The sequence below is a fragment of the Paenibacillus shenyangensis genome (assembly GCF_000346635.1).
In the GTDB taxonomy this organism is placed as follows: Bacteria; Bacillota; Bacilli; order Paenibacillales; family Paenibacillaceae; genus Saccharibacillus; species Saccharibacillus dauci.
In genome coordinates, this window is sequence record NZ_AOIG01000037.1 from 1 (window position 1) to 14,495 (window position 14,495).

The following is a 14,495-nucleotide window of genomic DNA, read 5'->3' on the forward strand; positions in this document are numbered from 1 at the left end:
GTGAGCACCAACCCGTACCTGCTGCTGGCCGAGATCTTCATCGTCGTCGCTGGTGCCAATGCCGGTAAAGTCGGTCTGGATCGCTGGGTACTGCCTTACCTGAAAGCAACCCTTTTCAAAAAACATACCAAACATGGCGGTACACCTACAGCACCCGCACCTGATCACCGAGCTGCTTAATCCGGAAAAGAGCCGGCTATACACATAGATATTGAATCGGCTCTCTCCTTCCATAACCATACTGTGCAATGCTTAATACTCCCCTTGTGCGCTTCCTCCAAAGCGTACAAGGGGAGTATTTGGTTTTAGCTATTGATAACGTATTACCGTCGGCTATACAAACAATCGATGAGTACCCATCACTTTGCTAACGATCATCATTCTAATTATTGGTAGGTATCCGCGCTCACAGTGGGCAGGGATATGGTTCCATACGTATCGCCCATCACCGTTCCCACCGGCTGATTATAGAATACGAGCAGTTCCTGCAGAACCAGCCAATTGGGAGATGCATCGATTGTGAGCATTAGTCCCTCATACTTGCCTGGCGTTACCGGAATCGGTTCAAGCACGCCGCCTGACGCATTATAGGGTACCTGCACCTGTCCGTCATACAATAGAATCCACTCCCGACCCTTCAGACCATAAATCACATAATGCTGGGTACCTGGCGGATACATGGTCATCACCGGCTGTATAGCATGAATATCAATCGGCTGGGCAAAAGCAAAATTAATGGTTCCGCTTCTGCTTTGTCCTGTCTCCGGCACCCATGAACTGCTAAAATCACGATCCGCCGCATGAGACGGATAATTATCATTGAATGAACCGGAAGCGGTAACCATCGTATCCAGCGGCAGGAAATCGCCTGTGCTGTAGCTTCGCGGCGTGCCGGATGCTATCTCCGAATAGCCATATGCCTCCCCATTGACAATCGCTTGTACCTCAATGTAATAAGGACTGCCATTATTAACTAGCCCAGTCAGTGTATAGCCGGTATAGGCATCCTTGTCCACAGTCAGCGTCTGGGTATTGGCATTGTTACCATAATCCATTCCGTATTTAATCCGATATTGATCGGCTTCGGCAATTGGATCCCAGGTGAGGGTAAGCTGTGCATTGCCGCTCGTCACCTTTACATTTTGGACAGGAGTGTGATCGGTATTGTAGCGCACTTCATTGACCAAGATCGGCGCAGTCGAAGATTGAATTCGCACATTAATATCTTTATACCAACCTGGTGTCACCGGGAATGGGTCCAGTACCACCGGATTTCTCGAACCATTCAGATGAACCTGACGCTGGGCCAGTACTTGCTCGGACGATCCTCTTCCTTTATAAACGGTATAGGTCAGGTCGCTGTCTTCTGCTGCCGAGACGGTAAGCTGAAGTTCACTGATATACAGTGGATAGAAAAATTCATAATACAGCTCTCCCTGCGGATCGCTCCCATTATACCTCCACGTTGTAGACATATTATGGTCCCTCGTGTTGGTCGCAGGATTACGATACCATTCGCCGTTGGACCCGCCAGTCATCGCCTTCGGCAAATCAAAACCGGTAACAGGCACATTCAATACTTCATTGGAATAATTGCTGCGCGAATTGCCCGTCAGGGCTGCTACTGTCAAATAGTACACCTGGCCATTATTCAGGTTGGGAATTGTCAGGCCACTGTAGGTGTCAGCGCTTACGTCCAGTGTCTGCGTATAGCCCCCGGACTCCGGTCCATATCTAATCCGATACCCGGAAGCACCGGATACAGGCTTCCAGGTCAGACCCAGTTGCTGATCTCCATACGTGGTTTTCAATTCCGATGGGGAATCCAGATCCGAAATGTACTGCAGCTCGGTGACGAGCAGCCAATCTCTGGTCGACTGGATTTTGACCCGAATCCCATCGTACCAACCTTCCGGAACAGGAATAGGAGCGAGCGCGACATTGCCTTCGGGATCGAGCTTGTATGTTTTTTTGCCCAGCCGACTCCACTGCCCGTTCTGCAACCCCTCCACGGTATACGTCTCATAGCGCTTACCGATACTTCCGGTCGATAGCTGCACAGCCTTCATCTGAACGGCTTCCGGAAATTTGGCCTCCAGCCAGGCATACCGGGCATTCAATCTCCAGAGACTGTACCAGTCCCCATCACCGATATTCTCCGGTTCAAACGTAGGCCCGCTGAATCCGCTGGCTGTATACACCGTTCCTCCCGGCAGCGTAGTACCCTGCATATCTTCCATCGTATCCGCATGTGAGCGACCTGCTGCCGGGAGCATTGACACCAGCAACATACACCAGCAAATGTACCATTTGAATCCTTTGGATATGACCTTCATAAATAGCCTCCTTTCTATTGTGAATCTGCCTTAAGCATAATCAGTTAACACAGCATTGAAAAGAATTATTTTCCATAAATGTATAATTAATATTAGAAATAGGAAATAGGCGAAAATCCCCTTCCAGATGGCAGTAAAAAAAGCCTTTCTCCATAACGGGAGAGAGGCTTTGTTGTGTTCATTCATTGTTATTCAGACCTGTACACTCTCAGCTGTCATCGCGTAAGCGGACATGGATTCGAGATGATCGAGACCACGTATAGACTGCTCCAACAGATGCACTTCCGAACGAATCAGCATCTTCAACTTATCCGGCAGATGTTCCAGTTCATCGAGCTCTCTGCCATAATCCCGCAGCACCGTCTCGGTCTCCCACTGTCCATCCTGCAGATCATTGGCGGCAATGGTCTGCTCGCTGCGGATAATCCAGCCTGCGGCAGCTGCTGCATCGCGAATATCCTGGGGAGTAAACAGGGTGCGCACATTGGCAGAACTGCTTTCTTTGAAGCATTCGTATTTGGCCTGGATCAATACAGAGAGCAGATGGGGAAACTGGTGCATATTGCGGATCTGTGTATCCCACTCGGCAAAACAGAGTTTGGCGCCCCATTTGTGTATTTTGGTAAAAATCTGGAGCAGCTCTTCGTTGGAATTCAGATACCATGAAGCATGGGAGAGCACCACATGACTGAAGCTGCCCGCAGGGAAATCAGTCTCCGGTGCCAGCAGGTTCACACCGTATTCCATCCGCGTCTGAAAGCCAAGCTTGGATTGGAGCAGAAATTTGGCAGAGTCGCCGACGGTGACAGGACTACCATAATCAAGCGGCGCAATATCAATACCGTAGACAAGCCCGTCTCGCCCGACACGATGAGCGAGCACCGCCGTCGTATCTCCCTGCCCACAGCCAATTTCCAGCACTTTGCTGCCTGGAGGGATATCCCAGAAATCAACCAGATGCAGCCGGTGTCGGGTCTGGATACGCTGCAGCTCCGGATTCTCCTGGGCAATAGCCATGCAGCTGATAATTTCGTCCAAAATATGTTCTTGTTCTTGCGCGTTCATTATATACACCTCTCCCTATATCGCTTTATGATAATATTCAACAAGATCGAGCCAGTCAAAAGCATGGGGAACCTATTAACAGGTCAGGAGAATACAATATTCATTCCGTACAGTGACCTCATTGGATTCATACAGATATGTAATTGATATTACGGATTAGTGAACAATCCCAGAATCTCAATCACTTCCAGTTCGGCTGTACGATGAGGACCCTCCATCATATATCCACGGGTGCCCTTATGTATCCGGTGTCTGTGAATATCATGACGCCGTTCCGGAATAATAATCCACATTAATGCCGTGCCACAGGCGGGGACAGGTCCGTTTTTGCAAATAACCTGTCTTTGTTCATCCTCGAATTCGGGATGAATCATATATAATGTCAACGGTTCACCCTCATCATCGGCATATGCAAAATCTGCACGATATCCCTGATAAGGCAGCGTACGACGTCCCCCTTCCTCCTGAGTATAAAATCGATAACGTACCCGAAAGTCTGCCGGGTGCCCGAACTTCCGCTCATAGGGTATCCATTCTGCCAAAAAGCATCCCTCCTTTTCTAGGTTAGTGATCTTCTATCTTATCCTTTGTCAAATTTGACATATAAGATGAGGGGTGATAATTTATAGTGAATGTTTTATTGTAAATTATGGAATTTATTTTATCATTAAATGGATGGACTATATACAGAATAGGAGGAATCATCATGAAAAAACAATGGATTCAGGAATTACAGGCAGAGCAGGAACAGATTGTTAGCTGGCGCAGACATATGCACCAGTACCCGGAGCTTTCTTTTCAAGAAGTAAAGACCGCCCAGTTTATCGCCGATACACTGACAGGATTTGGTTATCAGGTGCGCACTGGTGTCGGTGAAGGGGGTATTCTCGCCGATCTGCAGGGCGGACAGCCTGGGCCGACAATTGCGTTTCGCGCGGACTTTGATGCGCTGCCGATTCATGAAGAGAATGATGTGCCCTACCGTTCGCAAAATGACGGCGTGATGCATGCCTGCGGTCATGATGGTCATACTGCTGCCCTGCTTGGAGTTGCCAAAGTAATCAGTCAGCATCAAGATCAGCTGGAAGGCAATGTGCGGTTTATTTTCCAGCATGCCGAGGAGCAGATCCCCGGCGGCGCCAAAGCAATGATCGAAGATGGTGCGCTGGATGGTGTAGATGAGGTATATGGAGCCCATCTCGCGAGCTACCTGCCGCTAGGACGTATCGGCGTTATTGCCGGACCATCGATGGCAGCTGCTGACGGGTTCTCTATCGTTATTCAGGGTAAGGGCGGTCATGGTGCCAAGCCCGATCAGACCATCGACTCTATCGTTATCGGCAGCCAGGTGGTGAGTTCGCTGCAGCATATCGTCTCCCGCCATGTAAATCCGCTCAAATCGGCGGTTGTTACGGTAGGAGTATTCCAGGCAGGATCGGCATTTAATGTTATTGCCGACAAAGCCAAAATCGAAGGCACCGTACGTACCTTTGATCCGGAAGTGCGCAAGCAGATTGAAGACGATATTCGCACAATGGTACACGGTATCACACTCGCCGAACGAGCTACCTATACGATTGATTATATTCACGGCTATCCTGCTGTCGTGAATCCACCGGAACAAGCGGATCAGGTACGTGATATTGTGATTCGCACGCTTGGTGAAGAAGCACTGTTCGATATTCCGGAGCCATCGATGGGCGCAGAGGACTTTGCCTATTATCTGGAGCACAAGCCGGGCAACTTCTTCTATGTAGGATCGCAAAATGAAAGTGAACACACCGGATTCCCGCATCATCATCCACGTTTTGATATTGATGAGACTGCACTGCTGAACACGGGTTATGTGTTCCTCGGTATTATCGCCGAGAAGCTGCTGTCCAAGCGTGTGGCCGTTAGCAGCTAAGCGGGTAATAAGCCTAACTGTATGATATGTCCTGATTTCAAACGAGTGACAGTCAAAATTTGATACATTTTGGCTGTCACTCTATTTCTGCTTGATTTTATTCCAACTGATTTCGAAAAGATTCGAAAAGAAAGGAGATTAGATGAATAAAACTCCCTTAAGCAGTGCGTATTGGTTTATCGCTGGTTTTGTACCGACAATCATTATGCTGATGCTTCTTCTTTATTTCTTTCCAATGACAGGCCTGCAAAGAATATTCACTATACCGATGACCCTTGTAGCCAACTTTTTTATTATTTTCTTCTGTTTGGGACTGACGCGTCTAATGCCCAAAATCCCTGGGATTATCCTCTGGTCGCTAACGGTAATCGCTACATTGATTCTGACAGCATGGTGGCATCCCCAGGATATCTACCCTTCAGTTGGTCAGCAAGCCTGGCTTTGGCTGAATGGTCAGGAGATCAAACCGTTCTACGAATACGAATAGATATACATACTCAACTGCTGTACCAATAAATAATTATGAATTCTACAGTCCGATATGTAAGCGAATGCCGTTTCATTGGGTAAGTATGCTGTAGATAGCCAGACAGGAACTATTTTCAGCATACATTACTATAACGAACGGAGAGATTAATATGGAAACGAAAAATCTGGTATTTGGAATTATTACAGGAGCATTGGTAGGTGCAGGAACAGCGTTGCTGCTGGCACCGAAGTCCGGTGAAGATATGCGTTACAGTCTCAAAAGTGGCACAGCGAATGCAGCTTCTTCCGCTTCCGACTTTGCGGTAACAGCCAAGGAAAAAACACAGCTCGCTACCACCCGTGGTCAGGAAATTATCCAGATGATCCGCGAGATTACGCCAGTCGTGCAAGAAGCGATCAGCGTCGTTAAGGAATGGAAAGAAGTACTGCAAACATCCGCTGGCGAATTGAAGACCGAAGTACAGGGATTCAAATCCAGTGAAAGTTCTTCTGACGATTCTTCACATTCTGCACAATCTTCAACATCTTCCCAGTCTTCATCTTCACAGGCTTTGCCAGAAGGTAGAACGCCTTCATCGGTAGGCTTCTGATTGTAGGTATATTCAATAAGTTATTCTCAATCGGGAACATTCTCATACCAGAGAGTGTTTCCTTTTTTGCTGTCCGGCAGTCAAACCTGTATCTATTTCCTTGAAGCGATTTATAATCATTTATAGCTATTGATCTGCGCCTTTTTCCGCCTTCTATTATTTGATATCGATGCGTTCGTTAAACATATATGCCATCTGACGATATTCAACAGCATTCATGCCAAAAAGGATTTCAAAACGCATGATATGTCATTTAACGTCTATGAATTAGTTCTTGCTTCCTCTTTTTCCTTTCTTTTGCCGAGTGTTATTTTGTACATATGGCGTACCGGAATAAATAGAGCTTCTCATTCTACATAGCGATTCTGTCCGGTACTCCAACACTATATGTATCCGAAGAGGAGAAGGATGAAATGACAAAAAGAAGACTGTATAAAGGATTGACTGTACTTCTCAGCAGCGCGCTTGCTTTGACTGTGCTGCCATTATCTGTTTCTCAGACCTATGCTGCCGAATCCGTTTCCAACAACACTTATGAAAGCGCTATCTTATCATCGATGGAAATAGCTGCACCTTATAACGCTTATAATCTGACTGGCTTTTCTACCGGTAATGTAGGCGGAGGCATCATTCACGAGACTGACAGTCGTTACAAAAAAGTCTACAACGCTACCGATCTGGCACAGGCGCTGCGCAAAAATTCAGGTGTCAAAGTCATTGAGGTCATGAACGATCTGGACCTTGGATGGAATGAGCTTCCGGCAGCGGCACAGACCTCTCCTTTTGCCGCTCATAATGCTCCACTCACACATCCGGTGCTGAAAAAAACAGGGGTTAGCAAACTCAGCATAGATGGATTCGATGGACTGACTATTTTCTCTGCCAACGGCTCCAAAATCAAACATGCCGGCATTAGTGTCAAGCGCAGCTCCAATGTGATTATCCGCAATCTGGAGTTCGATGAACTATGGGAATGGGATGAAGCCTCCAAAGGAGACTATGACAAAAATGACTGGGACTATCTCACGATCGAAGGAGCCAGCTCCAAAGTGTGGATCGACCACTGTACATTCAACAAAGCTTACGACGGAATTGTCGATGTCAAAAAGGGCAGCTCCGGTGTGACCATCTCCTGGTCATATTTCCGCGGGGATGATGGCAGTGCCGGTAGCTGGGTAACTCAGCAGATTCAGGCCATGGAGGCGAATAAATCCGCTTATCCGATGTACAATTATCTGCGCAGCAGTGCGGTCGGTATGTCACCGGCAGATATTATCGCAATCTCTTCGGGCCAGAAAAAGACCCATCTCGTCGGAGCTACTGAATTCGCCTCGGATAACGCCGATCTGGAAGTAACGCTTCATCATAATTATTACCTGGACATCCAAGACCGTATGCCTCGTCTGCGCGGCGGTAATGCCCACGCCTACAACATTGTGATGGATGCTGCCGGTCTGGCCGCAGCCAAGAAACGCATTACGCCAGCGATGGAAAAAGCGATTACTTCCAAAGGCTATCATTTTACCGTCACCAGCAACGGGGCGATTTCTACGGAAGATGGCGCATTGCTGCTTGAGAAATCCCGTATTATCGACGTCGCCTCTCCGATCCGCAACAATCAGGCCGATCCGGCGGATGCGAGCTATACCGGTAAAATTCGTGCACTGGATACTATTTATGAAAATGGCGGCAAAACATTCCGCGGAGACAGCTATAGTGCTGATAGTCCGCTCGCTCCCTATCCTGCTCCAGCCAAAGCTTTCTCATGGAATGGATTCAGTTCGCTGCCTTATACGTATCAAATGGATGACCCCTCTACACTTATCAACCGCCTGCTCGCCGCAGATGGTGCAGGCTCCGGGAAGCTGCATTGGGCCAAAGAAAACTGGCAGTTAACCAAATATTAAACCGGAAATCTTTCCCCTGTTAGATTGATTTATCCTATAAATAACGCATACCTTTCCATCCATAAAAAGCCCCGGCATACGCTGCCAGGGGCTTTATTATAATTCCAGCATATCCTCGTAATCAGAACCTTCATGTAGTTGTGACGGTTAGCTTCGGTTATTCCCCTGAAAACAGCGTTTGGAAAATAGAGATATATCCAATTGCTTAACAATTTGCTGTTTATGGGTAATACACTGTAACTATATATGCAAAGGGGATTTAACTGTGTCACAGCAACTTCATCTGGACCCGATTCTCAGACAGGCTAACCTGCTGTGCCAGAGCCAGTTCGGCAAGCAGCCAGAGAGAATCCATATCCATTTTAACCAGCAAAGTGCAGTGATTCTACTTCAGGAACTAACCGATTCCGGTGATGACCGGCTGCCTGATGATCCAGATGAACGTTATACCCATATCCATATTCTGCTCAGTCAATTTGTATTTCCCGCTCTGCAGAAAAAGATTGAATATACGTTTGGTCATCATGTATCCCATGTATTCATCGATTGGAAGCTTGAATATAATACTGCTGCAATCGCTGTAACTTTTGAGACATTAACCGAGACATTTGACGAAGATATCTACACAGGCAAAGCCGATCTGCATATCAAAGTCAGCCAGATCACCGAATCAGTGCAAAAAGCTCCGGAGGCTGTCAATTCCTTTTGGCTGTCCAACGACATTCTGGTTGTACTGCGCAAGGGCTTGTTAATCAATCTGGAGAAGCAGATTATTCAAAAAGGATTCAACAGCGCCCTTCGTGTATCCAAACGTGAATTGGAGCTGGGCCATTTTCTCGAAGAGCTACCTATACTGGATCTGCTTGGCCGCCCTCTCCGTACTGCCTATCTGGATTGGGATTTTGAACAGGACTTTAGTATGCTGCTGCTTATTCTCGAAAAGTAGAATCCTAATCCATAGACAAACATCCCTGCTGACTCCATTGTCGGCAGGGATGTTTGTCTGTTTGGACATTTTGGTTTATGCATGTAATGATTACTCAGCCCGCTTCGGTTGCCCGATCAGCAGACTCTGCATTGTAGCAGCATACCCGGTTGCGTCCTTCATCCTTGGCCCGGTATAATGCTTCATCTGCAGCTTGAATGAGCTGTTCCGCAGATTGATAACCATCCCATTCGGCAACGCCGAAACTGGCTGTAACCGCATATTTACGGGATGGCGATTCCAGTTCGATTAGCTTCCGAAGGCGTTCGGCGACACTACGCGCTTCATTTAGCGAAGTATCGGGTAGCAATACGGCAAATTCCTCGCCACCGTAACGTACAGTCAGATCACCCGGTCGACAATAATCATTCAGTACACGACCCAGATGCTTGAGCACCAGATCTCCCTCCTGATGTCCCCAGTTATCATTGAAGCTTTTGAAATGATCTACATCGAGCAAGATTAGGGACAGCAGATGACGCTCTGCATCCGCAGTAATAACGCGACCCATCAGCTGCTGCATCGACTCGTCAAAGTGTCTGCGATTCCAGAGTCCGGTCAATCCATCACGCATAGCCAGACGCTGGATTTTATCCGTTTCTCTTGCATTTTCAATCGCGGTTACGATCATCGGTGCCAGCTTTTCGACGCGGTTCTTCTGCTGGATGGAGAAGTGATCCTGCTCCGATGACATCAGATTGAGCACGCCGACTACCCGCGCTTCTTTGCGCAGAATAATATGCATGGAGGATCGAATACCCTGTGCATGCAGATAATCCGTTATAGTACCTGTGGGCCGGTACACATTCCAGTCTTCATGAATCATGGAAAAGCCGCCTTCCAGCAGCTCATGTACATCTTTTTGCTCTCCGCCTAGAGCGACTTCCTTATGATCAATAATGCCATTATAGATCGATGACTTGATTGTGAAGCTGCGATCGGCGTTCTGGGTAATGATCGAGATCCGTTCACACTCGATTACATTCCAGATGCCCATCAACGTCTCCTGATAGACATGCTGCACGGATTTGGCCTGATTCAGGGCATTGATCATCTGATACGTATAACCGAGCAGACGCTGATCTTTTTGCATCTCCTGGCGCATTTCTTTGAACGTATGGATTAGTCGTCCAATTTCATTTGCTGAAGAATAAGCAGGCATTTCCGCAGAAATACTGCCGTTGGCATAAGAAGACATCGCTTTATCCAGCTGCACGATCGGAATAGTGATCCGGTGCAGTCCCCGCTGGATAAAGTACAGCATAATCCCTTGAAATATCATGAATACCGAACCTATACCGATTAGAGTAATAACAATATTCCGGAGCATTGTCGCACGCAGCTGATTACGCAGCTGTTCGAACTCCTTGCTCAATACTGCCTTCTGCTCACGAAAGGAATCAAACTGCTGTTTCCCGGCTCTTAACTCTTCGCTGGTAACCTGGTGGCCGGACATTGTTTCGTGCACCTGTTTGTCTCCATAATTAATCTTCCATTTGATACCGGCATCCGTTAATTGCTGCATCTTACCCTGATACTCCGGATAACTCTCCAGACGCTCCATTAAATCATTAGCAATCGCCTGATATTCCATACTACCGCGATCAAAAGGTTCCAAAAAGGAGGTATCCCGGGTAAGCAAATAGCCGCGCTGACCGGTCTCCTGATCAATTAGTGAATTTTCCAGAGAGAGCAGCCTGATCTGCAAATCGGCTGCTTGCTTGACCTGCCCATAATCACTACGAACAGACTCATTCATATAAAATAATCCAACCACCACAACCAGTAAAAAAACCATGATAGACCAGAGATTCGTTTTGACAACGCCCGCGCCTACAAAGTTTTCTTCCCGTAAAATTTTGATGAAGGATTTTCTCATTTGTCGTCTCCTTACCTGATTGCAGCTCTTTGCCGCATTCGCAGGCTCCGCTCCATTTCATTGGTGAACTCTATGCAGTCCGATTTTGGTGTAATTGGTTAAATATTCTATTTTATTATCTGCTGTAGAGTGCCATTACTTTATAGAAATATCCGAAATTGATCGGGTATATTCACAAAAACCATACTTGAGCACTAATCCGCCAAATTCTGACATGAGGAAGACGTAAATACCATGCTGTCAGGAAGTTTAAGACAGATGGAAGCTGCAAAATAGACCCAGCAAAAAAAGCCAAACCTGTACAGGTTCGGCTTTTTTTGCAGAGTGGATAAAGGCTAACTATTAAGATGTGGAAATGGGAGCTAGAGGAGCTGCAGTTCGGTGACAATCTGCTGCATTTTCTCCTGTGGAATCCGGGTCATCTGATTATCCGCAATCTGTTGAAGCGAGGATGCACTGACCATACTGGACAGGGAACCTTGCACCAGCTGGGGAGCATGACGATTCAGTACATCCACAGCCTGCTCGTCCATCAGCAGCTCGGAGAGCCGGGTATTCGGGGTATACGACGTCTGGAACAGCTGATCAGCCGGATAGCTGAACGTATATTGTCCCGAGCCGACAGTGATATGGACTGCATCGTCCTCCGTATCTACCGTGATCGCACCATCCATTTCATGCACGGAACGACCACTTTCCGACAGCTGCTCGATCTGTGCGCCATGCAGCAGAATATCGGCAGTCGTATTGACCGGCACCGTAACCTGCACTATCATATGCCCTTCTTCCATCTTCCAGTCGGATTCGATGCGACCATACATGGATTCATGAGCAGCACGGGCATGCGTCAGCTGACGGGTGCCAAACAGCGGCTCGATCCGTATGCGCTGGTAGGCTGGTTGTTCCGGCTGCTTGTCCAGACCGGCAATACGGCGATACATCCAGTCTCCTACTGCACCGTAAGAATAATGGTTAAAGGAATTCATATCATCGCTCCAGAAAGAGCCGTCCGGCTTGAGACTGTCCCAGTGCTCCCAGATTGTCGTTGCTCCCTGCGAGACCGAATAGAGCCAGCCGGGATACGATTCCTGCAGCAGCAACCGGACTGCTGTCTGGTGATAACCGTTATCCGACAGGGCAAAACACAGATACGGGGTACCGACGAATCCGGTAGTCAGATGATAGTCATTGCTGACGATCAGATCATTCAGATCGGCGGCAACGCGTATCTTCATCTCCGGCTCGACCAGATTGAACATCAATGCCAGTACATGCGCAGTCTGTGTCGGTGCAGCGATCCGTCCACGCGTAGTGACAAACTCGGCGCGGAACATTTGGACTACATCCTCATGCAGACGACGATATTGCTCCGCTTCCTGCTGTTTGCCCAGAATCTGAGCCGCTTCAGCAACCAGCCGCGAAGAGTAAGCATAATACGCTGTAGCGATCAGTGCGGTAGGTGTCGCTCCAATATAACTTCCTTCGCTGGCATCCAGTGCCAGCCAGTCTCCAAAATGAAAACCGGTATTCCAGAGAAATTCCTCTTCTCCCTGGGAATGGATGTAATCCACCCACTTTTTCATACTGTCATACTGCTCTGCCAGTAGCTGACGATCTCCATAGTACTGGTAGAACGTCCATGGGCAGATCACTGCCGCATCTCCCCATGCTGCCGAATTGGCGCCGCCAACAATATCGGGGACGACAAACGGAATACCACCATCTTCATGCTGCTCTGCCTGTACATCATGCAGCCACTTGGTGAAAAATGGAGCCCCCTGGTAATTGAACAGTGCCGTCGAGATAAATACCTGTGCATCGCCTGTCCAGCCCAGTCGTTCATCCCGCTGTGGACAGTCTGTTGGCACATCGAGGAAGTTACCGCGCTGTCCCCAGCGAATATTGCGCTGCAGCTGGTTTACCCGCTCATCCGAGCATTCAAATTCACCAGTAGAAGGCATATCCGAATGCAGTACTTCTCCGACAAATGCATCCAGAAGGAGTCCCTCTGTCTCCTGCCCGGGATAACCGCTCACCTGAATATACCGGAAGCCCATAAAGCTGAAATGGGGAGCATATTCCTCTTGCTCAGCGCCGCTGGCGATATAAGTAACGGTCTGACGAGCCGGGCGCAGATTGCCATAATAAATATTGCCGTCCTTGTCCAGCACTTCAGCATGACGGATCGTAATCGTCGTCCCGGCAGCGGCTGCGTTGAGAGTCATGCGGATACGACCGACCATATTCTGCCCCATATCCAGCACATGTTCTCCAGCTGGAGTTACGATGTACTGTACAGGCTGAATAGTCTCTGTTACCCGGGTTGGCCAGTTCTCTTGGGAGATGAGCGGCTCACAAGAGAGCTGCACGGTCTCTACGCCATGCCAGCTATGTTCGTCGAAGTCCGGGCTGCTCCAGCCGCTTTGCTCCAATCGGGCATCATAGGTCTCTCCATGATAAATATTGCTGTATGGAATCGGACCTATCGATGCTCTCCAGCCGGAATCGGTCAATACCCATTCCTCGGTACCATCGGTATAGCGTATGAGCATCTGCATCAGCAGAGCACGGTGTTCTCCATACGTATATTGCTTGTCGTCAAAGCCCAACTTGCCCCGGTACCATCCATCTCCTAGCCATGCTCCAACCGCATTGGCTCCGGGCTGTATGAGCGAAGTTACATCATAGGTCTGATACTGCATCCGGTGATGATAGCTTGTCCAGCCTGGCGCCAGTACATCTTTGGATACCGGCTGTCCATTCAGATACAGCTCATATACACCTACCGCTGTCGCATAGATGCGTGCAGAAGCAATCTCACCCTTTATTTCAAAGCTACGGCGCAGCTGAAATATAGGATCTGACTCCCTGTCGATCTGCTGTGTGTCGGGTGTTATCCAGTGGGCCTGCCATGCATCCGGACGCTGCAATCCTGTCTCCAGCTGTCCTGCAGCACTCCAGTCCGATTCATTGCCGCTTTGATCCCAGACTCTGACACGGAACAGATAAGACGTACATGGTGTCAGTTCTGATCCTGCATATGGCAGCTGAATCGACTGGTCTGTCTCCATACGACCGGTATCCCATAGAGGAGACTCGAATGACTGATCCTCGCGCTTTGTTACTTGCAGCTGATATGCTGACTGCCGGGTATTACGCTCGGTCGATTCCATTTTCCAGCTGAATCGGGGATGCAGCAGATCCGTACCGAGCAGATGATTCCGATATTCGCACTGTACTTCGATGATTTTTATCGTTCCCATAACCCAATCTCTCCTTTGGCAGACTTCGTTGGTTGAAGCTGATTCTGGTCAAGCCTGGTGTTCCGGTAGCGTCAT

Annotated in this window: 10 protein-coding genes and 1 pseudogene; 6 read left to right on the forward strand and 5 right to left on the reverse strand. The window is 48.3% G+C overall.

Annotated features, from left to right (window positions below; all coding sequences use genetic code 11):
• Positions 1-180: pseudogene (locus tag H065_RS0123950) on the forward strand (Crp/Fnr family transcriptional regulator); the annotation flags it as partial.
• A 206-nt stretch (positions 181-386) separates the two neighbouring features.
• Here H065_RS0123950 and H065_RS0123955 read toward each other — a convergent pair.
• The 3 genes from H065_RS0123955 to H065_RS0123965 all read right to left on the reverse strand — a co-directional run bounded on the left by H065_RS0123955 (position 387) and on the right by H065_RS0123965 (position 3,943).
• Positions 387-2,336 (reverse strand): fibronectin type III domain-containing protein, encoded by a 1,950-nt coding sequence (locus H065_RS0123955; RefSeq protein ID WP_017815641.1) that lies wholly within the window; start codon positions 2,334-2,336, stop codon positions 387-389.
• Positions 2,337-2,528: 192 nt separating this feature from the next.
• Positions 2,529-3,401 carry a class I SAM-dependent methyltransferase gene (locus H065_RS0123960; protein WP_017815642.1) on the reverse strand — a complete coding sequence of 291 codons (873 nt, stop codon included), beginning with the start codon at positions 3,399-3,401 and terminating at the stop codon, positions 2,529-2,531.
• A 149-nt stretch (positions 3,402-3,550) separates the two neighbouring features.
• A complete protein-coding gene (locus tag H065_RS0123965; protein WP_017815643.1) occupies positions 3,551-3,943 on the reverse strand; it encodes a hypothetical protein in 393 nt (130 codons plus the stop codon).
• Between the two features lie 164 nt (positions 3,944-4,107).
• Between H065_RS0123965 and H065_RS0123970 the strand changes: the two genes are divergently transcribed.
• The 5 genes from H065_RS0123970 to H065_RS0123995 all read left to right on the forward strand — a co-directional run bounded on the left by H065_RS0123970 (position 4,108) and on the right by H065_RS0123995 (position 9,239).
• Entirely contained in the window at positions 4,108-5,307 is a 1,200-nt protein-coding gene (locus tag H065_RS0123970) for a M20 metallopeptidase family protein (protein ID WP_017815644.1), read from the forward strand.
• A gap of 142 nt (positions 5,308-5,449) precedes the next feature.
• Positions 5,450-5,794, forward strand: coding sequence for a hypothetical protein (locus H065_RS0123975; protein ID WP_017815645.1), 345 nt, complete (start codon positions 5,450-5,452; stop codon positions 5,792-5,794).
• Between the two features lie 151 nt (positions 5,795-5,945).
• Entirely contained in the window at positions 5,946-6,386 is a 441-nt protein-coding gene (locus tag H065_RS0123980) for a YtxH domain-containing protein (RefSeq protein ID WP_017815646.1), read from the forward strand.
• Positions 6,387-6,799: 413 nt separating this feature from the next.
• Entirely contained in the window at positions 6,800-8,293 is a 1,494-nt protein-coding gene (locus H065_RS0123990; protein ID WP_017815647.1) for a pectate lyase family protein, read from the forward strand.
• Between the two features lie 265 nt (positions 8,294-8,558).
• Complete coding sequence (locus tag H065_RS0123995; RefSeq protein ID WP_017815648.1) at positions 8,559-9,239, forward strand: Na-translocating system protein MpsC family protein; 681 nt, start codon at positions 8,559-8,561, stop codon at positions 9,237-9,239.
• A gap of 94 nt (positions 9,240-9,333) precedes the next feature.
• Here H065_RS0123995 and H065_RS0124000 read toward each other — a convergent pair whose 3' ends face one another.
• Positions 9,334-11,157 carry a sensor domain-containing diguanylate cyclase gene (locus H065_RS0124000; RefSeq protein ID WP_017815649.1) on the reverse strand — a complete coding sequence of 608 codons (1,824 nt, stop codon included), beginning with the start codon at positions 11,155-11,157 and terminating at the stop codon, positions 9,334-9,336.
• Between the two features lie 362 nt (positions 11,158-11,519).
• Positions 11,520-14,420, reverse strand: coding sequence for a family 78 glycoside hydrolase catalytic domain (locus tag H065_RS0124005; RefSeq protein WP_017815650.1), 2,901 nt, complete (start codon positions 14,418-14,420; stop codon positions 11,520-11,522).
• Positions 14,421-14,495 lie beyond the last annotated feature (75 nt).